At 73.7% G+C, this 25646-nt stretch carries 22 protein-coding genes; 8 read left to right on the forward strand and 14 right to left on the reverse strand.

All coding sequences use genetic code 11. The annotated features are described in order from the left end of the window. Positions 1-9 precede the first annotated feature (9 nt). From GCE86_RS23785 to disA, 3 genes are all read left to right on the forward strand, one after another. Positions 10-813, forward strand: a complete 804-nt coding sequence (locus tag GCE86_RS23785; protein WP_154228985.1) for a hypothetical protein — start codon at positions 10-12, stop codon at positions 811-813. Positions 814-920: 107 nt separating this feature from the next. Then, complete coding sequence (gene radA / locus GCE86_RS23790) at positions 921-2369, forward strand: DNA repair protein RadA (RefSeq protein ID WP_154228986.1); 1449 nt, start codon at positions 921-923, stop codon at positions 2367-2369. Between the two features lie 142 nt (positions 2370-2511). Beyond that, the gene (gene disA, locus GCE86_RS23795) at positions 2512-3696 is read left to right on the forward strand and encodes a DNA integrity scanning diadenylate cyclase DisA (protein WP_091267634.1); all 1185 of its coding nucleotides are present in this window, start codon (positions 2512-2514) and stop codon (positions 3694-3696) included. Positions 3697-3702: 6 nt separating this feature from the next. Here the strand turns inward: disA and GCE86_RS23800 are convergent, their stop codons facing one another. The 3 genes from GCE86_RS23800 to GCE86_RS23810 all read right to left on the reverse strand — a co-directional run bounded on the left by GCE86_RS23800 (position 3703) and on the right by GCE86_RS23810 (position 5688). Then, complete coding sequence (locus tag GCE86_RS23800) at positions 3703-4485, reverse strand: hypothetical protein (protein WP_154228987.1); 783 nt, start codon at positions 4483-4485, stop codon at positions 3703-3705. Positions 4486-4615: 130 nt separating this feature from the next. Next, complete coding sequence (locus tag GCE86_RS23805) at positions 4616-5179, reverse strand: peptide deformylase (RefSeq protein ID WP_154228988.1); 564 nt, start codon at positions 5177-5179, stop codon at positions 4616-4618. Next, a complete protein-coding gene (locus GCE86_RS23810) occupies positions 5176-5688 on the reverse strand; it encodes a glycine cleavage system transcriptional repressor (RefSeq protein WP_154228989.1) in 513 nt (170 codons plus the stop codon). Before GCE86_RS23810 ends, GCE86_RS23805 begins: the two co-directional genes overlap by 4 nt. Before the next feature lie 96 nt (positions 5689-5784). On the opposite strand from GCE86_RS23810, the gene GCE86_RS23815 reads away from it, so the two are divergent. After that, positions 5785-6690, forward strand: a complete 906-nt coding sequence (locus GCE86_RS23815) for an HhH-GPD family protein (protein ID WP_154228990.1) — start codon at positions 5785-5787, stop codon at positions 6688-6690. 264 nt (positions 6691-6954) lie between these two features. Here the strand turns inward: GCE86_RS23815 and GCE86_RS23820 are convergent, their stop codons facing one another. From GCE86_RS23820 to lysS, 3 genes are all read right to left on the reverse strand, one after another. After that, positions 6955-9492 carry an ATP-dependent Clp protease ATP-binding subunit gene (locus tag GCE86_RS23820; protein WP_154228991.1) on the reverse strand — a complete coding sequence of 846 codons (2538 nt, stop codon included), beginning with the start codon at positions 9490-9492 and terminating at the stop codon, positions 6955-6957. Positions 9493-9976: 484 nt separating this feature from the next. Further along, entirely contained in the window at positions 9977-10327 is a 351-nt protein-coding gene (locus GCE86_RS23825) for a histone-like nucleoid-structuring protein Lsr2 (protein ID WP_091267630.1), read from the reverse strand. Positions 10328-10437: 110 nt separating this feature from the next. Then, complete coding sequence (gene lysS / locus GCE86_RS23830) at positions 10438-11946, reverse strand: lysine--tRNA ligase (protein ID WP_154228992.1); 1509 nt, start codon at positions 11944-11946, stop codon at positions 10438-10440. Between the two features lie 91 nt (positions 11947-12037). Here lysS and GCE86_RS23835 point away from each other — a divergent pair, with 91 nt between their 5' ends. After that, on the forward strand, positions 12038-12778 hold the full coding sequence (locus GCE86_RS23835) for a class I SAM-dependent methyltransferase (RefSeq protein ID WP_154228993.1): 741 nt from the start codon (positions 12038-12040) through the stop codon (positions 12776-12778). A gap of 3 nt (positions 12779-12781) precedes the next feature. Here GCE86_RS23835 and GCE86_RS23840 read toward each other — a convergent pair whose 3' ends face one another. After that, the gene (locus GCE86_RS23840) at positions 12782-13540 is read right to left on the reverse strand and encodes a type III pantothenate kinase (protein ID WP_091267095.1); all 759 of its coding nucleotides are present in this window, start codon (positions 13538-13540) and stop codon (positions 12782-12784) included. A gap of 118 nt (positions 13541-13658) precedes the next feature. Between GCE86_RS23840 and GCE86_RS23845 the strand changes: the two genes are divergently transcribed. Then, complete coding sequence (locus tag GCE86_RS23845) at positions 13659-14759, forward strand: acyl-CoA synthetase family protein (protein WP_154228994.1); 1101 nt, start codon at positions 13659-13661, stop codon at positions 14757-14759. Between the two features lie 3 nt (positions 14760-14762). Here GCE86_RS23845 and nadC read toward each other — a convergent pair whose 3' ends face one another. The 6 genes from nadC to GCE86_RS23875 all read right to left on the reverse strand — a co-directional run bounded on the left by nadC (position 14763) and on the right by GCE86_RS23875 (position 20858). Further along, on the reverse strand, positions 14763-15659 hold the full coding sequence (nadC, locus tag GCE86_RS23850; RefSeq protein WP_154228995.1) for a carboxylating nicotinate-nucleotide diphosphorylase: 897 nt from the start codon (positions 15657-15659) through the stop codon (positions 14763-14765). Between the two features lie 55 nt (positions 15660-15714). After that, a complete protein-coding gene (locus GCE86_RS23855) occupies positions 15715-17403 on the reverse strand; it encodes an L-aspartate oxidase (RefSeq protein WP_154228996.1) in 1689 nt (562 codons plus the stop codon). 61 nt (positions 17404-17464) lie between these two features. After that, positions 17465-18358 carry a septum formation family protein gene (locus GCE86_RS23860; RefSeq protein WP_154228997.1) on the reverse strand — a complete coding sequence of 298 codons (894 nt, stop codon included), beginning with the start codon at positions 18356-18358 and terminating at the stop codon, positions 17465-17467. A gap of 186 nt (positions 18359-18544) precedes the next feature. Then, complete coding sequence (panD, locus tag GCE86_RS23865; protein ID WP_154228998.1) at positions 18545-18973, reverse strand: aspartate 1-decarboxylase; 429 nt, start codon at positions 18971-18973, stop codon at positions 18545-18547. Positions 18974-19005: 32 nt separating this feature from the next. After that, entirely contained in the window at positions 19006-19854 is an 849-nt protein-coding gene (gene panC / locus GCE86_RS23870) for a pantoate--beta-alanine ligase (RefSeq protein WP_154228999.1), read from the reverse strand. A 56-nt stretch (positions 19855-19910) separates the two neighbouring features. Further along, positions 19911-20858, reverse strand: a complete 948-nt coding sequence (locus tag GCE86_RS23875) for a Rossmann-like and DUF2520 domain-containing protein (RefSeq protein WP_154229000.1) — start codon at positions 20856-20858, stop codon at positions 19911-19913. A 225-nt stretch (positions 20859-21083) separates the two neighbouring features. On the opposite strand from GCE86_RS23875, the gene GCE86_RS23880 reads away from it, so the two are divergent. Together GCE86_RS23880 and GCE86_RS23885 are read left to right on the forward strand one after the other, a co-directional pair. After that, complete coding sequence (locus GCE86_RS23880; RefSeq protein ID WP_154230644.1) at positions 21084-22280, forward strand: SAM-dependent methyltransferase; 1197 nt, start codon at positions 21084-21086, stop codon at positions 22278-22280. A 98-nt stretch (positions 22281-22378) separates the two neighbouring features. Next, positions 22379-23548, forward strand: a complete 1170-nt coding sequence (locus GCE86_RS23885; protein ID WP_204343179.1) for an NADH-quinone oxidoreductase subunit D — start codon at positions 22379-22381, stop codon at positions 23546-23548. 37 nt (positions 23549-23585) lie between these two features. Here the strand turns inward: GCE86_RS23885 and GCE86_RS23890 are convergent, their stop codons facing one another. Further along, positions 23586-25547, reverse strand: coding sequence for a hypothetical protein (locus GCE86_RS23890; RefSeq protein WP_204343178.1), 1962 nt, complete (start codon positions 25545-25547; stop codon positions 23586-23588). Positions 25548-25646 lie beyond the last annotated feature (99 nt).

Below are 25646 nucleotides of genomic sequence, written 5' to 3' on the forward strand. Positions count from 1 at the left end.
AGGACCGACGTGACGCGCTCGATCAGGGGTTCCCGGCGGGCGGCCCTGTTGCTGGCCGGTACGGCGGCGGCGGCGAGCCTGCTGTTGACCGGGTGTGGCGCCGGCCAGGTGGCCGAGACGGCCAACAAGATCCCGTCGGTGCAGGGCATCAACGTCCAGACCCCCGACAACCTCTACAAGGTGCGCGGCCTCTACCTGGAGTTCCCCGGCCCGGAGGGCTACAAGGCCGGCGCCGACGCGCGGGTCAACGTCGTCCTCTACAACGACAGCCAGCAGCCGGTGACCGTGACCGTCACCACCGACAGCGCCCGCGAGGTGGTGCTCAGCGGCGCCGCGGCGGGCAGCGAGGGGGCCACCCCGACCGGCTCGCCGACCGAGCCGGCCTCCGCGTCGCCCACCGCGACCGACCCGAGCGCCTCGCCGAGCCAGTCGCTCGGCACCGAGGAGTCGCCGTCGGGCAGCGGCTCCCCCTCGGCCAGCGGCTCCGCCTCGGCCAACCCGTCGCCGTCCGCCAGTTCGGCCCCGGCCGGCCAGCCCGCCCGGTTCGAGATCCCGCCCGGTGGTTACGTGCCGCTCACCGGCAGCAGCCCGCAGTCCCTCCGGCTCGTCGGCCTGAACCAGGCCGTGCAGGTCGGCCGGCCGGTCAACCTGACCTTCGACTTCGGCAACGGCAAGGTGATCAAGACCGGTGCGGCCGTCGGCGTCCCGCTGACCCCGGCCGCGCCGCCCTCGCCGGTGGTGCAGCCGCGCGAGGAGGGTGGCGCCGGCCACCCGGGTGGCCTCGAGGAGGGCGAGGGCGGCGGCCACAGCTGACCGACCGACCACTCTTTCGACGACACCGCCGCCGTGGCCGACGCCACGCCGGCGGTGTCGCCGTTTCCGGGTGGGCTTTCGTCGTACCGTCCGGTTAGCGTCCTGGGGTGAGCACGTCCCGATCGACCTCCCCCCGCGCCACCGCCGGCCGCGGCCGCGCCGCCGCCCGTGAACCACGCCCGGCCTACGAGTGCGACGCCTGCGGCCATCAGCCCCCCAAGTGGGTCGGGCGCTGCCCCGAGTGTGGTGAGTGGGGCTCGGTGGTCGAGTGCACGGTGAGCGGCCCGCTGGTCTCCGGCCGGGTGGTCAGCTCCCGGATGCCCGCCGAGCCGGCCCGCCCGATCGCCACCATCAGCGCCGCGCCGGCCCGGGCCCGGGCCACCGGGGTCAGCGAGCTCGACCGGGTGCTCGGCGGCGGCCTGGTTCCCGGTGCCGTGGTGCTGCTCGCCGGCGAGCCGGGGGTCGGCAAGTCCACCCTGCTGCTCGACGTCGCCCAGCAGTGGGCGGCCAACGCGGGCAGCCCGTCGCTGGTGGTCAGCGGCGAGGAGTCGGTCAGTCAGGTGCGGCTGCGCGCCGAGCGGATGGGCACCCTGCACGATCAGCTCTACCTGGCCGCCGAGAGCGACCTGTCGGCGGTCCTCGGCCACCTCGACGCGGTCCAGCCGGGCCTGCTGGTCCTCGACTCGGTGCAGACCATCTCCACCACGGGCACCGAGGGCGTGCCCGGCGGGGTCACCCAGGTCCGGGCGGTCACCGCGGCGCTGGTCGCGGTCGCCAAGGAGCGCGGCATCGCCACGGTGCTGGTCGGTCACGTCACCAAGGACGGCCAGGTCGCCGGTCCCCGGGTGCTCGAGCACCTGGTCGACGTGGTGCTGCACTTCGAGGGCGACAAGCACTCGTCGCTGCGCATGGTCCGCGGGGTGAAGAACCGGTTCGGCGCGGCCGACGAGGTGGGCTGCTTCGAGATGCACGAGGGCGGCATCAGCAGCCTGGCCGATCCGTCCGGCCTCTTCCTGACCCGCTACTCGGAGCCGGTGCCGGGCACCTGCGTGACGGTGGCCATGGAGGGCCGGCGGGCCCTGGTCACCGAGGTGCAGGCGCTCATCGGCGCCACGGTCGCCGGCTCCCCCCGGCGCACGGTCTCCGGGCTGGACGGCGCCCGGCTGGCCATGGTGCTCGCCGTGCTCCAGCGCCGCACCGAGCGGCTGACGCTGCACGATCGCGAGGTCTTCGCCGCCACGGTGGGCGGTATCCGGGTGGTCGAGCCGGCGGCCGACCTGGCCGTCGCCCTGGCGGTCGCCTCCGGCGGGCTCAACCTGGCCCTCAACCCGCAGCTCGTGGCCATCGGCGAGGTCGGTCTCACCGGCGAGGTGCGCCGGGTGGGTGCCGTGCCGCGCCGGCTGGCCGAGGCGGCCCGGCTCGGTTTCCGGCAGGCTCTCGTGCCGCCCGGCTGCGGCCCGGGCAGCAGTGGCGTGGCCCCGGAGAACATGCGGGTGACGGAGGTCACGGATGTCCGGGCGGCTCTCCAGGCTGCCGCCCGCGCGTCGGCGGAGTGACGGTCGGTAGGCGTGGGGCCGGACCGGCCGGGCGATTCCGGACAGCCGGCGCAGCGGGTCGGCGACCGGGGGAGCCGGACATCGTGACACATCACAGTAACCACGAGAGCACCCACCGCACCGCAGTCCGTAGACTGTGCCCGTGCCGATCGACCGCGATGCCACCAAGCCCGCCGCGACGACGCCGCACGCCCGCACCGGCGCCGTGGGCTCCCCCGCCCGTGCGATCAGCGTGAGCGTCACCGGAAGCGTCGGCGGGGCCGGCGGCGACCCGTTGCGGGCCAACCTCGCTCTCATGGCGCCGGGCACCGCGCTGCGCGACGGCCTGGAGCGCATCCTGCGCGGCCGCACGGGCGCGCTCATCGTGCTCGGCTACGACAAGATCGTCGAGCAGATCTGCACCGGCGGCTTCCCGCTCGACGTCGAGTTCTCCGCGACCCGGGTCCGCGAGCTGTGCAAGATGGACGGCGCCGTGGTGCTCTCCAGCGACGGCACCCGCATCGTCCGGGCCGCGGTGCACCTCATGCCCGACCCGTCGATCCCCACCGAGGAGTCCGGCACCCGGCACCGCACCGCCGAACGGGTCGCCCGGCAGACCGGCTACCCGGTCATCTCGGTCAGCCAGTCCATGCGGATCATCAGCCTCTACGTCAACGGCCAGCGGCACGTGCTGGACGACTCGGCGGCGATCCTCTCCCGGGCCAACCAGGCGCTGGCCACCCTCGAGCGCTACAAGCTCCGGCTGGACGAGGTCTCCGGCACGCTCTCCGCCCTGGAGATCGAGGACCTGGTGACCGTCCGCGACGCCGTGGCCGTGGTGCAGCGGCTGGAGATGGTCCGCCGGATCGCCGACGAGATCGCCGGCTACGTCGTGGAGCTGGGCACCGACGGCCGCCTGCTCGCCCTCCAGCTCGACGAGCTGATGGCGGGCGTGGACGCCGACCGCACCCTGGTCATCCGGGACTACCTGCCGGTGGGCCGGAAGTCGCGCACCCTCGACGAGGCCCTGGTCGAGCTCGACCTGCTCAGCGCCACCGAGCTGATCGACCTGGTCGCGGTGGCCAAGGCGATCGGCTACCCGTCCGCCTCCGACGCGCTCGACGCCGCCGTGAGCCCACGCGGCTTCCGCCTGCTGGCCAAGGTGCCCCGGCTGCCCGCGGCCGTGGTCGACCGGCTCGTCGTGCATTTCGGCAGCCTCCAGCGGCTGCTGGGCGCCACCGTGGAGGACCTGCAGGCCGTTGAGGGGGTGGGTGACGCCCGCGCCCGGGGCGTCCGCGAGGGGCTGTCCCGCCTCGCCGAGGCGTCCATCCTGGAGCGGTACGTCTGAACCCGGTCAGCCGGTGATGGTCAGCTTCACCGGCTCGCTGAGCTTGGTGCCCACCCGGGCGAAGACCTGGTACGTGCCGATCGGGGCGAACTGGCCGTTGGCCACCCCGTTGGCGCAGCGGCTGTCCAGCCTGCCGTTCCACCCCAGCTCGTAGGAGCGCTCGAAGTTCGGCGTGAACGACTGCGGGTCGGAGCCCTTGCCGGTGCCGCAGGTGTCCGAGGACCAGATCCGGTTCGCGCCGGCCTTGATGTAGAGCTCCTGGAGATCGGCACCGACGTCCCGGGTGCAGGTGCGGTCCGAGATGTTCTTGACCTTGAGGCGCAGGGTGACCACGGTGCCCCGCTGCGCGGTGGCCGGCAGGGCCACGGGGGTCACCTGGAGCTCCGAGTCGGTGCAGGTGCCGTCGGCGGCCACCGGGGCGGCCGGCGCGCCACCGTCGTTCGTGCCGCCGCCGTTGTCGGTGCCCGTGCCACTGCCGCCGTTCGTCCCGCCGCCGTTCGTTCCGCCGCCGCTCGTTCCGGTGCCGCCGCCGTTCGTACCGCTCCCGCCGCCCGAGTCGCCCGGGGTGGGTGAGGGGCTGCCGGACTGCGGGGTCAGCAACGAACCGGTCGGCCCGGGTGCGGCCGCCGACGGGGAGCCACCCGGGTTGCCCGTGGGGGCGCCGGAGTTCCGGTCCGGGCCGGTGCACGAGTAGAGCAGGACAATCAGGAAAAGCAGCCCGGCTCCGAAGACGACGGCTCGACGCCGCCAGTACACGGCGGGAGGCAGCGGGCCGACCGTCATACGCATGATGCGTTCACCGTAACGGCGCGACGCCCGGCCCGCTGGCGCGACGCGCCGGAGGCCCTTCGCCCCGGCCCCTCACCGCTCCACAGTGGACCCTCAAGGTCACCGAGCGGCACCGCCGGGCCACGCCCGGTCAGAGGTAGACCTTGCGCTGGTAGACCGCGTGCGCGCCGGCCACCCGGTCGAGGAAGAGCAGGCCGGCGCAGTGGTCGATCTCGTGCTGGAGCGCCCGCGCCTCGAACCCGTCGGTCACCAGCCGCACCGGATCCCCGCTGCCCGGCAGCACACCCTCCACCACCAGCCGGCTGGCCCGCTTCACGTCACCGGTGAGGTCGGGCACCGACATGCACCCCTCCCGCCCCGCCTTCCAGCGGCTCGCCTCCACCACCGTGGCGTTGCAGAGCACGAAGGCGCCGTGCACGGTGACCGCCTTCGGGTGCCCGGTCACGTCCACCGCGAACACCTGGGCGCTCACCCCGACCTGGGGCGCGGCCAGGCCCACGCAGCCCGGCGACACGCGCATGGTGGCGACCAGGTCGGCGGCGAGCTGGACCACCTCGGCCGAGGTCGGGTCGACCGCCGGCCCGGGCCGGCTGAGCACCGGATCGGGGGCGGCCACCACCGCGCGTACCTCGCCGGGGAGGCCGAGCTTCTCCGGGGTCCAGCCGCCCAGGCCGGCGTACTCCTCGGCCGTCACAGCAGGTCCGTGTCGGCCGGGCGGAGGCTCACCCCGACGCCCAGGTCCGCGGCGGCCCGGGTGAGGCGGCCCGCCACCTCGTCGGCGCTGCCCGGCGGCAACTCGACCTCGGCGACCACCACGTAGAGGGACCCGGTCAGGCGGGTGCTCAGGTCGGTCACGTTCCCGCCCGCGTCGGCTAGCACCCGGGTCATGGCCGCCACGATGCCCATCCGGTCCGCGCCGTGCACCGCCAGCACGTACGGCTCGCCGGTGGGCTCGGTCTGCCCGTCGGGGGTGACGGCGCGGACGGTGGCCAGCAACTGCCCCTCGGCGGCGAGCGGGGCGAGCGCGGCCTCGACGTCGGCGGCGGCCGGGCCCACGCAGATCAGGGTCATCGCGAAGTGGCCCCGCAACCGGGTCATCGTCGAGTCGGTGAGGTTCGCGCCGAGCCGCGCGAGGACCTCGGCGACGTCGGCCACGATGCCCGGCCGGTCCCGGCCGATGACGGTGATCGCGAGCTCGTTCATCCGGACATTCTGCCCGGTCACCGCAGCCTCGCCGCGACGCCCCGCCCGCCCCGCCCAACCTGCGGGAAGGCCACCCGTGACATCATCGACGGCGCCATGTCCGAACCCACCTTCGCCACCCTGGTCAGCCGGTGGTACGAGCGCAACGCCCGCGACCTGCCGTGGCGGAAGTCGGGGATCGGGGCCTGGGCGATCCTCGTCAGCGAGGTCATGCTCCAGCAGACACCGGTGGCCCGGGTGCTGCCCGCCTGGGAGGCCTGGCTGGCCCGCTGGCCGACGCCGGCCGCGCTGGCCGAGGACACGCCGGCCGAGGCGATCCGAATGTGGGGCCGGCTCGGCTACCCCCGCCGGGCCGTACGCCTGCGCGACTGCGCGGTGGCCGTCGTGGAACGACACGGCGGCCAGGTGCCGGAACGGCTCGACCAGTTGCTGGCGCTGCCCGGGGTCGGCACGTACACGGCGCAGGCCGTGGCGGCCTTCGCGTACGGGCAGCGGCACCCCGTGGTCGACACCAACGTCCGGCGGGTGGTGTGCCGGGCGATCGCCGGCGAGCCCGACGCGGGACCGGCCACCCGGCCCGCCGACCTGGTCGCCACCGAGGAACTGCTGCCCGTCGAACCGGCCGCGGCGGCCCTGGCCAGCGCCGCGTTCATGGAACTGGGTGCGGTGGTCTGCACCGCCCGTGCCCCGCGCTGCTCCGTGTGCCCCGTCGAGGCGGTCTGCGCCTGGCGGGCCTCCGGCCAGGTGGCCCCGGCCGGCCCGACCCGCCGCCCCCAGCGCTACGCGGGCACCGACCGCCAGGTGCGCGGCCTGCTCCTCGCGGTGCTCCGCGACGCCACGGGGCCGGTGCCGCACCAGCGGCTGGACCAGGTCTGGCACGACGACGTGCAGCGCGCCCGGGCCCTGGCCGGGCTCGTCACCGACGGCCTGGTCGAGCCGGTCGGCGAGGAGTCCTTCCGGCTCGCCGGCGACGGCCCTCCGGTCCCGCTCCCCCGCCCCTGACCCGGCCCGCCGGGCACCGGCTACCGAGGCGTGGCCAGCCCGCCGACCTGGCGGCATCCCGGGCCGCCCGCGCCGCCAGCCCGCCGAACTGGCGGCATCCCGGCCGCCTGGATACCGCCACATCGCCGAGGCGGAGTCGATCAACTGGTGCCGGGCTCGCGGCCCGGCACCGGCGAGCTGCCGTCGGTCAACGCACGCGAAAAGGCGACGGCCCCGGCAGGCTCTCGCCTGCCGGGGCCGTCGCCCTCGATCTGGTGCCCGAACTTACGCCGCGTCGTCCGCGCCCGTGGCGGCGGTGCCGCCGAGGTCCGCCGGGACCGCGTCCGGCACGGCCACCGGCCGGTCGGCGCCCCGGAAGACGAGCTTGGACTTGTCGATGTCGGCCGGGTCGCCCTCGCAGTCCACCACCACGATCTGACCCGGGGTCAGCTCGTTGAAGAGGATCCGCTCGGACAGGTTGTCCTCGATGTCGCGCTGGATCGTGCGACGCAGCGGCCGCGCGCCCAGCACCGGGTCGAAGCCCTTCTTCGCCAGGTACTTCTTGGCGTTGTCGGTCAGCTCCAGGCCCATGTCCTTGTTCTTCAGCTGCGTCTCGATCCGGGCGATCATGATGTCCACGATCGAGAGGATCTCGTTCTCGCGCAGCTGGTGGAAGACGATGGTGTCGTCGATCCGGTTCAGGAACTCGGGCCGGAAGTGCTGCTTGAGCTCGTCGTTGACCTTCTGCTTCATCCGGTCGTAGTTGGACTCGGAGTCCTCAGAGGCCTGGAAGCCCAGCGACACCGCCTTGGCGACGTCCCGCGTGCCGAGGTTGGTGGTCAGGATGATGACCGTGTTCTTGAAGTCCACGATCCGGCCCTGGCCGTCGGTGAGGCGCCCGTCCTCCAGGATCTGGAGGAGCGTGTTGAACACGTCCGGGTGGGCCTTCTCGATCTCGTCGAAGAGGACCACCGAGAACGGCCGGCGACGCACCTTCTCGGTCAGCTGCCCGCCCTCGTCGTAGCCGACGTAGCCGGGAGGGGCGCCCACGAGCCGGGACACCGTGTACCGGTCGTGGAACTCCGACATGTCCAGCTGGATGAGGGCGTCCTCGCTGCCGAACAGGAACTCGGCGAGCGCCTTGGACAGCTCGGTCTTACCGACGCCGGACGGGCCGGCGAAGATGAACGAGCCGGAGGGGCGCTTCGGGTCCTTCAGGCCGGCCCGGGTGCGCCGGATCGCCTTCGAGACCGCCTTGACCGCGTCCTCCTGGCCGATGACGCGCTTGTGCAGCTCGTCCTCCATGCGCAGCAGGCGCGAGGTCTCCTCCTCGGTCAGCTTGTAGACCGGGATGCCGGTCCAGTTGCCGAGCACCTCGGCGATCTGCTCGTCGTCGACCTCGCTGACGACGTCCAGGTCACCGGCCTTCCACTCCTTCTCCCGCTGGGCCTTCTGCCCGAGCAGCTGCTTCTCCTTGTCGCGGAGCTGCGCGGCCCGCTCGAAGTCCTGCGCGTCGATCGCGGACTCCTTGTCGCGGCGGACCTGGGCGATCCGCTCGTCGAAGTCACGCAGGTCTGGCGGCGCGGTCATCCGGCGGATGCGCATCCGGGCACCGGCCTCGTCGATCAGGTCGATCGCCTTGTCCGGCAGGAAGCGGTCGGAGATGTAGCGGTCGGCCAGGGTGGCCGCCGCGACGAGAGCCGCGTCGGTGATGCTGACGCGGTGGTGCGCCTCGTAGCGGTCCCGCAGGCCCTTGAGGATCTCGATGGTGTGGGCCAGCGAGGGCTCACCCACCTGGATCGGCTGGAAGCGGCGCTCGAGAGCGGCGTCCTTCTCCAGGTGCTTGCGGTACTCGTCGAGGGTGGTGGCGCCGATGGTCTGCAGCTCGCCGCGGGCCAGCATCGGCTTGAGGATGCTGGCGGCGTCGATCGCGCCCTCGGCGGCACCCGCACCCACCAGGGTGTGGATCTCGTCGATGAACAGGATGATGTCGCCGCGGGTGCGGATCTCCTTGAGGACCTTCTTGAGGCGCTCCTCGAAGTCACCGCGGTAGCGGGAACCGGCGACCAGGGCACCGAGGTCGAGCGTGTAGAGCTGCTTGTCCTTCAGCGTCTCGGGCACCTCGCCCTTGATGATCTTCTGGGACAGACCCTCCACCACGGCGGTCTTGCCGACGCCGGGCTCACCGATCAGGACCGGGTTGTTCTTGGTCCGGCGGGAGAGCACCTGCATGACCCGCTCGATTTCCTTCTCGCGCCCGATGACCGGGTCGAGCTTGCCCTCGCGGGCGGCCTGGGTCAGGTTACGGCCGAACTGGTCCAGCACGAGGCTGGTCGACGGCGCGGCCTCGCCCGGCGCGGCGCCCGCCGCGGCCGGCTCCTTGCCCTGGTAGCCGGAGAGCAGCTGGATCACCTGCTGGCGGACCCGGTTGAGGTCGGCGCCGAGCTTGACCAGCACCTGGGCGGCGACGCCCTCGCCCTCACGGATCAGGCCGAGCAGGATGTGCTCCGTGCCGATGTAGTTGTGGCCGAGCTGCAGCGCCTCACGCAGCGACAGCTCCAGCACCTTCTTGGCCCGCGGCGTGAACGGGATGTGCCCGCTCGGCGCCTGCTGGCCCTGGCCGATGATCTCCTCGACCTGCTGGCGGACGCCCTCGAGGGAGATGCCGAGGCTCTCCAGGGCCTTTGCCGCGACACCCTCACCCTCGTGGATCAGGCCCAGCAGGATGTGCTCCGTACCGATGTAGTTGTGGTTGAGCATCCGGGCCTCTTCCTGGGCCAGGACGACAACCCGTCGCGCTCGGTCGGTGAACCGCTCGAACATGCCCTCGTGCTCCTCACGTGCCGTGCGCCTTGATGGTCAGATCTCGGCGGGGCCGGTGCGCGGACGTCCGGGACGGGCGTCCGTGCCTCCTTACTCTATCGCCGCGGACCGACTCCGCTGAGGTCGTGTGTCCCCGCGAATGGCCGTTCACGCGTCGTTTCTGACAACCGTCCGCGCTCAGGAGGTGTTCCGGTACCCCTGCCTGTACGCGCAGAGCGAAATTCGACCGCCGGTGGAAAAGCCCGGTCGAGGGGCTGGGGCGGGGGCATGAGTGCCCGGCCGCGGTCTTCCACAACCTGTGGACAGCATCTCCACCGCCTGTGGACAACTGCCCCGGGGCCCGGTTTCTTCCCGGGTCCGGCGACGCCGCCGGACGCACCCCGCCCGGACCGGACAGACGGCGCAGCCGGGCGGAAACGGCGACGCCGGCCCGGAGTCGCACTCCGGTCCGGCGTCAGGTCGCCCGCTGCGGGGGTCGTCGGGGTCAGTGCCCCGCCTTCGCGTGGTACTCGTCCACGATCTCCTGCGGAATGCGCCCCCGGTCGGAGATGTCCTTGCCGGCCTTCTTGGCCCAGGCCCGGATGGCCTTGTTCTGCTCGCGGTCGGCCGTCGCGCCGCCCCGGCCCCGCGCCGCCCGGCCACCCACGACCACGCCGCCGCGGCCGACCTTCGTGCCGTGCGCGATGTACTGCGCGAATACGTCACGCAATTTTTCAGCGTTGGAAGCCGAGAGGTCGATCTCGTACTGCACACCGTCGAGCGCGAACTTGACGGTCTCGTCAGCGTCCCCGCCGTCCAGGTCATCGACCAGCTTGTGAATGATCTGCTTGGCCACGTCCTACATTCCTTTCGAGCAGGGTTGTGCTCCTGCAATACAGGAGCACAATAACCCGCCCGCTGCTTGCTCCGTCAATAGGACGCGGTAACGACCCGGAGAAGATTCTGCTACTCGGGCCGGACCAACGGGAACAGGATGGTTTCCCGAATTCCCAGGCCGGTCAGCGCCATCAAGAGGCGGTCGATTCCCATTCCCATACCACCGGCGGGCGGCATTCCGTACTCCATCGCGCGGAGAAAGTCCTCGTCCAGCCGCATGGCCTCGTCGTCGCCCCGCGCCGCGAGCTGCGCCTGGGCCACCAGCCGCTCCCGCTGCACCACCGGGTCGACCAGCTCGGAGTACGCGGTGCCCAGCTCGAACCCGAGCACGTAGAGGTCCCACTTCTCGGCCAGGCCCGGCTCGCTGCGGTGCGCCCGGGTCAGCGGGCTGGTCTCCTCCGGGTAGTCGCGGACGAAGGTGGGCGCCTGGAGCGACGGCACCACCAGCTCCTCGAACAGCTCCTCGGCCAGCTTGCCCGGGCCCCACTTCGGGTCGACGGAGAGGCCGGCCTTGTCCGCGTACTCCACCAGGCGGGACCTTTCGGTGCGGACGGTGACCTCCTCACCGAGCGCTTCGGAAAGAACACCGAACAGCGACACCGAACGCCACTCGCCGCCCAGATCGAACTCGCGGCCGTCGGCGTGGGTGACCACGGTCGAGCCGGCGACCGCGAGAGCGGCCTGCTGCACGAGATTTCGGGTCAGCTCGGCCATGGTGTTGTAGTCGCCGTACGCCTGGTAGGTCTCGAGCATCGCGAACTCGGGCGAGTGCGAGGAGTCGATGCCCTCATTACGGAAGTTGCGGTTGATCTCGAAGACCCGGTCGACGCCGCCGACGACCGCACGCTTGAGAAACAGTTCCGGCGCGATTCGCAGATACAGATCGGTGTCCAACGCATTGCTGTGGGTCACGAATGGGCGGGCCGCCGCGCCGCCGTGCAGCAACTGAAGCATCGGGGTCTCGACCTCGATGAAGTCCTGCGCGTGCAGGGTGTCCCGGAGGCTGCGCACCGCGGCGGCCCGGGTGCGGACCATCTGCCGGGCCTGCGGGCGCACCACGAGGTCGACGTAGCGCTGGCGGACCCGCGCCTCCTCGCTCAGCGGCTTGTGGGCCACCGGCAGCGGACGCAGCGCCTTGGCCGTGACGGCCCACTCCTCGGCCAGCACCGACAGCTCGCCGCGCCGGCTGGTGATCACCTCACCGGTCACGCCGACGTGGTCGCCCAGGTCGACCAGGCGCTTCCAGTCGTCCAGCCGCTCGGCGCCGACCCGGTCCAGCGACAGCATCGCCTGCAGTTCGGTGCCGTCGCCGTCCCGCAGGGTGGCGAAGCAGAGCTTGCCGGTGTTGCGTACGAAGATCACCCGGCCGGTGACCGAGACCCGGTCGCCGGTGGCCGTGTCGGTGGGCAGGTCGGCGTACCGCTCGCGGATCTGCGCCAGCGTGCTGGTCCGCGGGAAGCCGACCGGGTACGGCTCGACGCCCTCGGCGAGCATCCGGTCCCGCTTCTCCCGGCGGACCTTCATCTGCTCCGGAAGGTCGTCGGCGGGGTCTACTGGCAGGGCGTTCTGCTCGGTCACGGCACGCTTCCTCAGACGGAGAATTCGGGCGGGGTTCAGGCCCGAGCGTACTCAAGGGGCTGCCGGGCCGTTACGGGATAACCTGCCCGCCATGACCGACCCCACTGAGGCCCTCTCCTTCGGCGCCGCCGCCGCCGAGTACGACCGGTTCCGCCCCCGCTATCCCGAGGAGGCGCTGCGCTGGGCGCTGGAGGGACTGGAAGCCCCGGCCCGGGTGGTGGACCTCGGCGCGGGCACCGGCATCCTCACCCGCGGCGTGCTCGCACTCGACCATCAGGTCGTACCCGTGGAGCCGGATCCGGGGATGCGGGCGCAACTGGCGGCTGCCACGCCGGGCACGACGGCGCTGGCCGGCAGCGCCGAGTCGGTCCCGCTGCCGGACGGGTCGGCCGACGCGGTGCTGGTCGGGCAGGCCTACCACTGGTTCGATCGGGAGCCCGCCCACGCCGAGATCGCCCGGGTGCTGCGGCCGGGCGGCACGTTCGCGCCCATCTGGAACGTCCGGGACGAGCGGGCGGCCTGGGTGGCGGAGCTGACCCGGATCGCCCACCTCGGCGACAACGCGGGCGACGTCACCGAGAAGTACGCCGACTTCGGTCCCGCCTTCACCCCGGTCGAGCTGGGCGAGTTCGCCCACACGACCACGCTGACCCCGGACGAGGTGGTCGGCATGCTGCACACCCGGTCGTACTGGCTGACCGCGCCGCCGGCCGAGCGGGAGCGGATCGACGGGGACCTGCGCGACCTCTTCGCCACCCACCCCGACCTGGCCGGCCGGGTGACCGTCGAGCTGCCCTACCGCACGTTCGTCCTCCGCTCCCGGCGGCGCTGACGCTCAGGTGTTGCGCTCGTAGACCATCCGCAGGCCGATCAGGGTGATCATCGGCTCGTGGTGGGTGATGGTGCGGCACTCGCTGAGCACCAGCGAGGCCAGGCCGCCGGTGGCGATCACGGCCTTCACCTCGCCCAGTTCCTCGGTCATCCGCTCGACGATGCGGTCCACCTGGCCGGCGAAGCCGAAGTAGAGCCCGGCCTGGAGGCACTCGACCGTGTTCTTGCCGATCACCGAGCGGGGCCGGGTGGCCTCCACCTTGCGCAGCTGGGCGGCGCGGGCCGCCAGCGCGTCGAACGAGATCTCGATGCCCGGCGCGAACGCGCCGCCGAGGAACTCGCCCCGGCCGCTGATCACGTCGAAGTTGGTGGTGGTGCCGAAGTCCACGACGATCGACGGTCCGCCGTAGAGGGTGTACGCGGCCAGGGTGTTGACCACCCGGTCCGCGCCGACCTCCTTGGGGTTGTCGATGGCGAGCTGCACGCCGGTGCGCACGCCCGGCTCGACGATCACGCTGGGCAGGTCGGCGTAGTAGCGGGCCAGCATGGTGCGCAGCGAGCGCAGCGCGGCGGGCACGGTGGAGCAGGCGGCCACCCCGGTGATCTCCACGGCGTCACCGGCCAGCAGCCCGCGGAACATCAGCCCCAGCTCGTCCGCGGTGGACCGGGCGTCGGTCTTGATCCGCCAGTTGTGCACCAGCTTGTCGCCGTCGAAGGTCGCCAGCACGGTGTTGGTGTTCCCGATGTCGATGCAGAGCAGCACGATCGCAGCCTAGACAACCGCCGTGCGGGCGGGTGCGCAGCGGCGGCCGAACCGTATCCTGGTCACATCGCGGCATGAACATTTTTCTATCCACGGCACGGCCGGACGGGGAGCGGACATGTCGAGGATGTGGTGGGTCCGAGGACGCAGCGCCCTGCTGCGCCGTCGCCGGCACGTGCTCGTGCTCGCGGTGCTGGCCGGCGGGGCGCTCTGGATGATCGTCCAGGCCCGGCAGTCCTGGCAACGCCACGGGCAGACCTTCCGCGGCGACCTCTACCTCAACATCGGCGCCGCCCTGGTCATGACCCTCCTGACCTACCTGGTGCTCAACCCGCTCTTCCGGGAGCTCCGGACCGCCACCATCATCGAGCACCCGCGGCTGGACCGGGACGCGCTCATCCAGCGGGTGGCGCAGTCCCGCGAGGTGGTCGCCATCCTGGAGACCTTCACGAGCATGCTGGAGGGGCCGTACACCGTTCGGTTCCTCGCCGCGCTGCGCTTCGCCCTGGCCAACGGCGCCACGGTGAAGGTGCTGCTGCTCGACCCGGACTCCCCCGCCGTCCGGCTGCGCGCCGAGGAGCTGCGCCGCGCCGACACCGCCGTCGCGATCATGAACAACCTCTACCACTTCGGGCGGCTCCAGCAGCAGCTCGCGCCGGCCGCCCGCTCGCGCCTGCGGGTCCGGATCTACGCCACCGCGCCCTCGGTCCAGATGTACCGCTGGGACGACAAGGCCTTCATCTCGTTCTTCCCGGTGCACGGCAAGACCTTCGACGCCCAGCAGCTGGAGGCCTTCGTCTCCACCCCGCTCGGGGAGTTCGTCGACGACCGGTTCGACGAGCTGTGGGAGACCGCCCCGGTGCGCGACCTCGACGCCTGCCTCACCCTCAGCGTCTGCCTGCGCCGGGGCGACATCGAGCTGGAGTCCTGCGACGCCCGCTACGTCCGGCTGGACGGCACCTGGTACATCGCCGGCGGCGACCTCGTCCGCAACGTCGCCCGGCACGGCCTGGCGGGGCTGACCGTGGTGCTGGACCGGCCCGAGGCGGCCGGCCAGGCGTACGCCCTCGCCGAGGCCGACGAACTGGAACCCGAGGTCTACCACCGGGCGCTCCAGCTCTTCCGCGCGAAGTACGGGCTGGACGCCCGGGACGACACCGAGAGTCAGGTCATCTTCAACCTGGTGCCGGCCACCGCGCTCACCGCCCGGCTGGGCTGACCGTCACTCCTCCCTCAGGTCCAGCGCGATGTCGAGGATCGGCGAGGAGTGGGTGAGCGCGCCCACGGAGAGGTAGTCGACCCCGGTCGCCCCGTACTCGGCCGCCACCGGCAGGGTGAGCCCGCCGGTCGCCTCCAGCTCCGCCCGGTCGCCCACGGCGGCGACCACCTCGCGCAGCTGCGCCGGGGTCATGTTGTCCAGCAGCAGGAAGCGGGCTCCGGCCTCGACGGCCTCGACCGCCTCGGCCAGGGTGTCCACCTCCACCTGCACCGGCACGTCCGGGAACGCCTCCCGGACCCGGCGGAAGGCGGCCCCGATCCCGCCCGCAGCCACCTTGTGGTTGTCCTTGATCATGGCCACGTCGTGCAGGCCCATCCGCTTGTTGGTGCCGCCGCCCGCGCGGACCGCGTACTTCTCCAGGGCCCGCAGGCCGGGGGTGGTCTTGCGGGTGTCGAGCACGGTCGCCTTGGTGCCGGCCAGCGCGTCGGCCCAGGCCCGGGTGTGGGTGGCCACGCCGGACATCCGGGAGAGCAGGTTGAGCGCCGTCCGCTCGGCCGTGAGCAGCAGCCGGGTCGGGCCGGTCACCGTGGCCAGCACGTCGCCGCGCGCCACCCGCTGCCCGTCGTGGGCCACGAGCGACACCTCGACCGTACGGTCCGCTCCGGTCACCTCGCCGACCAGCTCGAACACGGCCGCGGCCACCGGCAGCCCGGCCACCACGCCGTCGGCGCGGGCCACCAGGTCGGCGGTGTCGTTCTGCACGTCCGGAATCGTGGCCACGCTGGTCACGTCGAGGAAGTCCGTCCCCAGGTCCTCGGTGAGCGCGTCGACGATCACCCGCCGGACCTGCTCCGGGTCCAGCCCACCGTCCCGCAGCGCCCGCTCCGTCGACTCCCTCACCACGTCTCCTTCGTTCGCGACTGCGGGGCTCCCAGGATCGGCTCGCGCCTCGCGCTCACCGCTGTTCCTCCCACCGCTCGGTCAGGAAACCCTCCGCCCCGACCGCCGCCACGAGGTGGCCCCGCCACCGTTCGTCGGCCGTCGGGAAGTCCTCCCGCCAGTGGCAGCCCCGGGTCTCCCGGCGGGCGTACGCGGCGGCGACCAGCGTGGACGCCACGGTGAGCAGGTTCGTCGCCTCCCAGTCCGCGGTGCGCGGCACGCCCCGGGCCTGGCCCACCTCGGTGAGGGTGGCGGCGGTCCCGGCGAGCGTCGGCGCCGACCGGAGCACCCCCGCGCCCCGGGTCATGGCCCGTTGCAGGGCAGGCGAGGCGCCCGCCGGCACCAGCCAGCCCTGGCCGCCCACCCAGGCGCCGGTCTCCGCGGGCTTCGCCTGCTCCGGCAGCCCGGCGGCGATGTCCTCGGCGATCCGGCGGGAGAAGACCAGCCCCTCCAGCAGCGAGTTGCTGGCCAGCCGGTTGGCGCCGTGCACGCCGGTGCAGGCGACCTCGCCGCAGGCGTACAGGCCGGGGATGGAGGTGCGGCCGCGCAGGTCGGTCCGGACGCCGCCGGAGGCGTAGTGGGCGGCCGGGGCGACCGGGATGAGGTCGGTGGCCGGATCCACGCCGATGGCCAGGCAGGAGGCCACGATGGTCGGGAAGCGCCGGGCCAGGAAGTCGCCGCCCAGGTGGCGGGCGTCCAGCCAGACGTGGTCGGCGCCGGTGGCCAGCAGCACCCGGTGGATGCCCTTGGCCACCACGTCGCGGGGCGCCAGCTCGGCCAGCTCGTGCTGGCCCACCATGAACCGCTTGCCGTCGCCGTCGACCAGGTGGGCGCCCTCGCCGCGCAGCGCCTCGGAGACCAGCGGCTGCTGGGCGAGCCCCGCGCCCGGCTCACCGGGCGGCACGATCAGCGCGGTCGGGTGGAACTGCACGAACTCCAGGTCGGTGACCGCCGCGCCGGCCCGCAGCGCGAGCGCCACGCCGTCGCCGGTGGAGACCGCCGGGTTCGTGGTGGCCGCGAAGATCTGGCCCATCCCGCCGGTGGCCAGCACCACGGCCCGGCCCAGGATCGCCCCGACGCCGTCCTCGCTGCCCTCACCGAGCACGTGCAGGGTGATCCCGCAGGCCGGGCCGAGGCCGTCCGGCCCGTCACCGGGGGCACGCAGCAGGTCCAGCACCAGGGCGTGCTCGACGAGCCGGATCCACGGGTCGCGGTGGACCGCGGCGTGCAGCGCCCGCTGCACCTCGGCCCCGGTGGCATCACCGCCCGCGTGCACGATCCGGTCGGCCCGGTGGCCGCCCTCGCGGGTGAGCATCAGCGAGCCGTCCGGGTTGCGGTCGAACTCCGCCCCGATCCGCATCAGCTCGCGCAGCCGGGTCGGGCCCTCCTCGACCAGCACCCGGACCGCCGCCGGGTCGCAGAGGCCGACGCCGGCCACCTCGGTGTCGTACGCGTGCGCGGCCGGCGTGTCCGCCGGGTCGAGCACCGCGGCGATGCCGCCCTGCGCCCAGCGGGTCGAGCCCTCGTCCATATTGACCTTGGTGACCACGGTGACGTGCAGGCCGGCCTCGCGCAGGTGCAGCGCGGCGGTCAGCCCGGCGACCCCGGAACCGACGACGATCACGTCGGTGGTCTCCACCCAGCCGGGTGCGGGCGCGGCGAGCAGCCTCGGCAGGGCCGGCAGGTCGATGGTCGGAAGGTCCATGAACACAGTCAACCCGAAGGGCTCTCGCCCCGGGCGGCGGGGGCGGGACGAGTGGTTTCGGCTACCTCGTCCGGACCGGGAGGCCGGCCGTGCCGGCCCCCTTGAGCGAGGCGGTCACCGTGCGGTCGCTCAGCCAGAGGTAGCAGCGCACGCCCCGGTCACCGACCGCCCATCGGCCGGCACCGGGCGGGCGGACCACCACGCCGCTGCGGAACCGCAGCGTCGGGTCGTCGGGTACGCCGGCGTACCGGGCCAGGACGCTGTTGCAGCCGGTGTAGAGGGGTGCCCAGTCGGCGTCCCTGCTCGGGTACGGGCGGTCCGGCGCCGCCCACACCCCGACGAACTCGGCGTCGTGGGTGGTGCGACAGTCGACGGGGGTGAGGGTCTGCACCCGGCGCGCGTCCCGGCCGGTGCGCTGGCAGCCCAGCCGCAGCGGGGACGTGCCCTTGAGCGCGTCGCGCAGGCTGCCCGTCCGGGTCACCACGGTGGCCGCCGCCTCGACCGTGGTCAGCTCGGTGAGGTCGCAGCGGTACCAGCGGGACCCGGCCGCCCAGCCGGGCCCGGTGGGCAGCGCCACGGCCAGCCGCAGCCGGCCGGCCCGCCAGTTGTCGCCGACGTAGCCGCCGGCCCGGGTGTCGCACTCGGCGAAGGCGGCGCGCAGGTCTGGTGAGCCGAGCACCGGCGGGCTGGGCCGCTCGACCGGGAACGCCCCCACGTGCACCGTCTCCACCCGGTGCGGCAGGTCGCAGCCGACCGGGTCGTAACCGGACAGGCCCATGGTCGGGGTGAAGTCGGCGACCTGGCAGACCCCGGCGACCGGGGTGAACGGGCCGGCCGCCGGCAGGGCGCCCCAGTCATCGGTGAGGTCGCCGTCCAGCCCGCCGGACGAGGCGCACCCGGCCAGGAGCGCCGCCGCAGACAGGGCTGCGACCAGGACCCTCAGCGCACGGCGCATCGCGGCCTCCCCCAGGCGAGACCGTCAACCCGACGGTCCGCCCAGGGTAGCCGAAAATGACCTTCTGGTGACAGAGCGCGCTGCGCCCCACCCACGACCCGCCGATCCTGCAGTTGCGGCCTCGACAAATGGCGCGAAGAGGGCGCTTGACGGGCGCCAACTGCAAGATCGCGGGGAGGTGGCGGGTCAGTTCAGGGCCGCCGCCAGGGGATTGGGGACGGGGTCGCCGGCGGTGCCGGGCGCGGCCGTGGTCGGGTCGGCGGTCAGGTCGACGACCTTGTTGTCGGCGTCGACGTGCACCACCCGGGGCTGGTACGCGCGCGCCTCGGCGTCGTCCATCTGCCCGTACGAGATGAGGATGACCAGGTCACCCGGGTGCACGAGGTGCGCCGCCGCGCCGTTGATGCCGATCACGCCGCTGCCCCGCCGCCCCGGGATCACGTACGTCTCCAGCCGGGCGCCGTTGGTGATGTCCACGATCGCGACCTGCTCGCCGGGGATGAGGTCGGCCGCCTCGAGCAGATCCTCGTCCACCGTCACCGAGCCGACGTAGTGCAGGTCGGCCTGAGTCACCGTCGCCCGGTGGATCTTCGACTTGAGCATGGTGCGGAGCATCGGGGTGCCTTTCGGAAAAGGAGCAGGTGGGTTCAGGAACGCGGGGCGAGGTGGAGCGCCGTGTTGTCGATCAGGCGGGTGGCGCCCACCCAGGCGGCGACCAGCAGCCGCGCCGCGCCGGAGACCGGGCCGGGCTCCAGGTCGGCGTCGGTGAGCACCAGGTAGTCGAGGCGGGCGCCGGGCGTACCCGAGTCGAAGGCCCGGTGGGCGGCGGCCAGCACCGCGCCGGCGTCCGCGCCCTGCTCGGCGGCCGCGACGCCGGCCCGCAGCGCCGCGGAGAGGCTCAGCGCGGCCTGCCGCTCGTCCGCCGACAGGTAGCGGTTCCGGCTGGACAGGGCCAGCCCGTCCGGTTCGCGCACGGTCGGTACGCCGACGATCTCCGTCGGCACGTCCAGGTCACGGACCATCCGCCGGACCAGGGTGAGCTGCTGGTAGTCCTTCTCGCCGAAGAACGCCAGGTCGGGGCGGGTGAGCTGGAGCAGCTTCATGACCACGGTGAGCACTCCGTGGAAGAAGCCCGGGCGGCTCAGCCCCTCCAGGTCCTCACCGAGCGGCCCTGGGTTGAGCCGCACCTTCGGCTGGCCCTCCGGGTACATGTCCTCCACCGCGGGGGCGAAGACCACGTCCGCGCCGGCCCGCCGGCAGATTTCCAGGTCGGCGTCCAGCGTGCGCGGGTAGCGGTCGAAGTCCTCGTTGGGGCCGAACTGGAGCGGGTTCACGAAGATCGTGACGAGGACGTGGTCGGCCCGCTCCCGGGCGGCCCGCAGCAGGGTCTCGTGCCCCGAGTGCAGCGCACCCATGGTCATCACCACGCCGACCGTGCCGGTCAGCCCCTCGCGGGCCGCCGCCAGCTCCTTGCGGGTGTGCACCAACTCGGTCATCAGTGCCTCCTCAGTTCGGGACTGCGGGGCTCGCAAAACCGGCTCACTCCTCGCCCTCACGCCGACACCTGCATGCCGTCGAGTACGTCCAGCAGCGGCGCCGCGTCGGCCGGCCGCAGCCGCCCCGCCGCGATCGCGCGATCCGCCGTCCGTCGGGCCAACGCCAGGTAGGGGGGCACGGATTCCGGGGCGGTCGCCGCCAGCCGCTCCAGGTGCCGGCGTACGGTGCCCGCGTCACCCCGGGAGACCGGGCCGGTGAGCGCGTCGTCGCCGAGCCGCAGCGCGTTCTCCAGCGCGGCCCGCAGCAGCGGGGCGAGCACCTTCTCCGGCCGGTCCACCCCGGCGTCGCGCAGCCGGTCGGACGCCTCGTTGACCAGGGTCACCAAATGGTTCGCGCCGTGCGCGAGGGCCGCGTGGTAGAGCGGCCGAGCGCCCTCCGCCACCCATTCGGGCACGCCGCCCAGGTCGGCCACCAGCCGGGCGGCGAACGGGCGCAGCTCGGCCGGGGCGGTCACCCCGTAGGAGATGCCGGCGAGGCGGGTCAGGTCGTCCGGCGTACCCGTGAAGGTCATCGCCGGGTGCAGCGCGAGCGGCCGGGCGCCCGCGGCGGTGGCCGGGGCGAGGACGGCCAGCCCGTGCGCGCCGGAGGTGTGCGCGACCACCTGGCCGGGACGCAGCGCCCCGGCCTCGGCCAGGCCGGCCACCACGCCGGCGAGGGCGTCGTCGGGGACCGCCACGACCAGCAGGTCGGTGGCGGCGCGCGCCACGGCGGCCGCGGAGCGGGTGGGGGTCTGGGGCAGCAGCAGCGCCATCCGGGCCCGGGTGGCGCCGGAGGCGCCGGCGGCGGCGACCACCCGGTGGCCGGCCGCGGCGAGGGCCGCCCCGAGCACGGCGCCGACCCGGCCGGCGCCGATCACGCCGACCGTGAGGGTGCGCGGGAAGACGAGCGGGGCGTCGGCGGCCCGGTGCGGGGCGGCCGGACGCGAACGCAGCGGTGCGCTCATGGCAATCGATCCAGTCCTCGAAGGGGGTACCGGTCGATCGCAAGTATGCGCCGGGGCCACAGAGCCGAAACAAGGATGTGTGAAAACCTTCACCGACGGCGCGAAGGGCCCGCTCCGAAGGCGCCGAACGGCCCCTTCTGGTACGCCGGCCCGCGTCACGGGAGCGCCGGCCGTAGGGTCGGCACGGTGACGGCCCCTGAACGTGTGCTCCGCTGGCGCGAGGCGATGTCCACGGCCCTCTACGGGCCGGACGGCTTCTTCGTCTCGGGCCCGGGACCTCTCGCTCACTTCCGCACGAGTGTCCACGCGTCGCCGGTCTTCGCCTCGTGCCTGCTTCGCCTGCTGTCTGCTCTCGATGCCACCCTCGGTCATCCCGCCCGGCTCGACGTGGTCGACGTCGGTGCTGGTCGGGGGGAGCTGTTGCGGTCGTTGTCGGTCGCCGTCGGGGTTTCCGGGGAGCCCGCCCGCTCCGGGCGGTCCGGCTTGATCCCTCCGCGGGCGGGCTCCCCGGAAACCCTGACCACCACGGCCGCCGTCCGCTCGTCGCCCTTCCTGTCGGCCTCCGCCGGGTCGCTTGCCACCGCGCCGGTTCCACTGGCCGAGCGGGTACGCCTCATCGCGGTCGAAAAGGCACCCCGACCTGCCGATCTGCCGGCGGAGATCGAGTGGGTGGACGAGATCCCCCAGGGCGTCACGGGCCTGCTGGTGGCCACCGAGTGGCTGGACAACGTTCCGCTGGACCTGGCCGTGTGTACCCCCGAGGGCTGGCGGTACCTGCTGGTGGACCCGGCGACGGGCGAGGAGTCGACGGGTGAACCGGTGTGCGACGAGGACGCCGAGTGGCTGGACCGGTGGTGGTCTTCTGCGGTCCCGGACGCGACCGGGCTGACCACCGAGGGGTTCCGGGCGGCCCGGCCGGCGGAGGGATCAAGCCTGACCGCCCGGAGCCGGTCGGGCCGCCCGGAACCCCCCACCGGCGCAAGAGCCGAGATCGGCCGGACCCGCGACGACGCCTGGGCGGAGGCGGTGGGACACCTCGACCGGGGGCTGGCGTTGGCCGTGGACTACGGGCACCTGCGGGGCGGCCGGCCGGTCGGCGGGACGTTGACCGGGTATCGGGGCGGGCGGCAGGTGGCGCCGGTGCCGGACGGGTCATGTGACGTGACGGCGCACGTGGCCATGGACTCGGTCGCCTCTGCCGGTGAGCGGGTCGCGCGGTGTGCGTACACCCTGGTGTCGCAGCGGGAGGCGCTGCGGGCGCTCGGGGCCGACGGCGGGCGACCGCCGCTGAGCCTGGCCTCCCGGGACCCGGCCGGCTACGTGCGGGCGCTCGCCGCCGCGTCGGCGGTGGCCGAGTTGACCGACCCGGCCGGCCTCGGCGGGCACTGGTGGCTGCTGCAACCGGTCGACGTGGGGTCATGATCGTTGGCGGACCCGCTTCGGCCCGGTCGGCGTGTCGAGCCGCTGTGCCGCCGACGATCACCGCTGGGTCTGCCGGCCCGATCGGCGCACGTGGCACGATGACGGACATGACCACCGACGCCGGCGACCTCCGCGAACTGACCGTCGGCACCGGGGCCGGCGGGGAGCAGCTCGGCACCGACATGGTGCTCAACATCGGGCCGCAGCACCCGTCGACGCACGGCGTGCTCCGGCTCAAGCTGGTGCTCGACGGCGAGCGGGTGGTCTCCGCCGAGCCGATCGTCGGCTACATGCACCGGGGCGCGGAGAAGCTGTTCGAGGTCCGCGACTACCGGCAGATCATCGTGCTGGCCAACCGGCACGACTGGCTCTCCGCGTTCTCCAACGAGCTGGGCGTGGTGCTCGCCGTCGAACGGCTCATGGGCATGGAGGTGCCGGAGCGCGCCACCTGGCTGCGGATGGCGCTCGCGGAGCTGAACCGGGTGCTCAACCACCTGATGTTCCTCGGCTCCTACCCGCTGGAGATCGGCGCGATCACGCCGATGTTCTACGCGTTCCGCGAGCGGGAGACCATCCAGGCGGTCATGGAGGAGGTGTCCGGCGGCCGGATCCACTACATGTTCAACCGGGTCGGCGGGCTCAAGGAGGAGGTGCCGGCCGGCTGGACCGGCCGGGCCCGGGCGGCCATCGGCGAGGTCCGGCGCCGGATGCCCGACCTGGACAACCTCATCCGGCGCAACGACATCTTCCTGGCCCGTACCGTCGGGGTCGGCGTGCTGTCGGCTGCCGACGCCGCCGCGTTCGGCGCCTCCGGGCCGGTCGCCCGGGCCTCCGGACTCGACCTGGACCTGCGCCGGGACGAGCCCTACCTGGCGTACGACCAGCTTGACGTGCCCGTGGTCACCAAGACCGCCGGGGACTGCCACGCCCGCTTCGAGGTGCTGCTCGACCAGGTGTACGCCTCGCTCGACCTCGCCGAGCAGTGCCTGGACCGGGTCGACCGGCTCACCGGGCCGGTGAACACCCGGCTGCCCAAGGTGGTGAAGGCCCCCGAGGGGCACACCTACGCCTGGACCGAGAACCCGCTCGGCATCAACGGTTACTACCTGGTGTCGCGGGGCGAGAAGACCCCGTGGCGGCTCAAGCTGCGCACCGCCTCGTACGCCAACGTGCAGGCGCTCGCGACCCTGCTCCCGGGCTGCCTCGTGCCGGACCTGATCGCCATCCTCGGCTCGATGTTCTTCGTGGTCGGGGACATCGACAAGTAGCTCGGGGGCCCTCGACCAGTAGCTCGCGCGCTCTAGGTCAGCGCCAGCGGTCGGTGGACCGGGTGCCGCCGGCCCGGGGGGCGTCGTCGCGCGGCGGGTAGCCGTAGCGGGCCGGCTCGGGCTCGACCTGACGCCACTCCGGCTGGCCGCTGCGCTGCGTCGGTGGCCGCCACTCCTCCGGCACCGGCACCCCGCCGGCCGGGAGCGCCGGCCGGCTCTCCTCGGCCCAGCCGCCACCCGGCTCACCTGCGCTGCCCCGTACGGACGCCCAGCGGTCCTCGATCCGGTACTCGGTGCCGCCGCCGTCGGCGTGCACGGCGGCCCGCCGCTCGCCGACCCGGATCTCCCGGCCGTGCTCGTCGTCGCGGACCGCGGCCCACCGGTTGCCGGTGCGCAGCTCCGACCAGTAGTCGCCGTCCGGATCGTCGGCCGCCGCCCGGCCCGCGTCCGTCCCCGCCCAGTCGTCGGCCGCCCGCTCACCGTAGCCGGCGCGGTCGCCCTGCCCGGACCAGTTGCCGCGCCCGGCCCAGTCGGTGCCCGGATCGGTCCGGTCGCCCTGACCCGCCCAGGCACCGCCCTGCCCGGCGCGGTCGGCCTGACCCGCCCAGGTGCCCGGGCCACCGCGGGCGGCGTCGTCGCGCGCGGCACTGGACCTGGACCGGTCGGTGGACCAGCCCCGATCGTCGCCCTCGCGCGCCGGCAAACCCCGGTCGTCGTCCACCTGCCGTGCAGGCCAGCCGCGGTCCTCGTCCTCCCGCGCCGACCGGCCCCGGTCGTCGCTCTCCCGCGCGGACCACCCCTGGTCCTCGCCACGTGCCCGGCCGACGCCCGCCCACGGGTGTGCGCCGCCGGGTGTACCCGACCAGGCGGCGTCCTCCCGCGAGCCGGCCGACCCGGACCAGCCGGTCTGGGCCGGGCGCTCGTCCCGGCCGGAGCGGGCACGCTCGTCGTCGGCGTCGCGGTAGCCGGGGCGGGAGCGGTCGTCGTCGGCGTCGCGGTAGCCGGAGCGGGCACGGTCGTCGTCGGCGTCGCGGTGCCCGGAGCGGGAGCGGTCGTCGTCGGCGTCCCGGTAGCCGGAGCGGGGGCGCTCCTCCGGCTCGGCGCCGCTCCATGGGCGGTCGTCCGAGGCCGGGGACCAGCGGCCGGCGTACCCGCCGTACCGGCTGCCGGCCGGGTCCGCGCCGCCGTCCACGATGGTGTGCCGGGTGGTGACGTGCACGGTCTCGGTGTGGTGCACCACCCCGACCGGACGGGGCTCCGGGCGGGGCTCCGGCTCGGGAGCGCGCGACGCACCGTAGACCCCCGCCTGCGGGCGGTCGGCGCCATAGACACCCGCCTGCGGGCGGTCCCCGCCGTAGCCGCCGGCCTGAGGGCGGTCCCCGCCGTAGCCGCCCGACTGGGCGCGGTCGGTGCCGTGGACCGGGCGGTCGGCGGCGGCGCCGTACCGGGTGCCGGACTGCGGCCGGCGTGCGGCCTCGTCCTCGTCCCGCGCGGCGGGCTGCGCCCGGCCCGGCTCGGTGCGTGCCCGCCCCTCGTCGTAGGGCTCCGTGACCGGCACCCGGGCCCGGCCACCGGCCGGTTCGTCCGCGGGGGACGTGGTCAGCCCCGCGGCGGCGGCGATGCCGGCGGCCGCGGCGTCGAGCCGGCGGCGCATCGCGATGACCGACTCCTCGGTCCGCTGGGCCTGGTCGAGCGCCTGGTTGCCGCGCTGGGCGGCGGCCACGATCTCCGCGCGCAACTCCCTGCGGAGCTGCTCGATCTCCTCGTGCAACTCCTCGGCGCCAGCCGCCCCGCCGCCGCTCTCGGCGCGCAGCGCGACGGAGAGACCGATCAGCACCACCGCGAGGATCGCCAGCACGGCACCGAACCGGAGCGGGCCGTTGCCGTCGGCCACCAGCAGGATGAGCGCCGCCAGCGGCGCGAGCGCCACTCCGATCCAGAACAGGACGGTCAGCAGCTGGGGACTGCGGTTTCCGGCGGGGGCGACGGAGGCGGGCATGGCTGAGCAGACTACCGAGAGTTGCCCCGGTAGGGAACGGGCCGAAGGCCTCAATATAAAGCCAATGACCAGGACTTCCCTAGGGCCGCGGCGGATGCC

It is taken from the genome of Micromonospora terminaliae (assembly GCF_009671205.1).
GTDB lineage: Bacteria > Actinomycetota > Actinomycetes > Mycobacteriales > Micromonosporaceae > Micromonospora > Micromonospora terminaliae.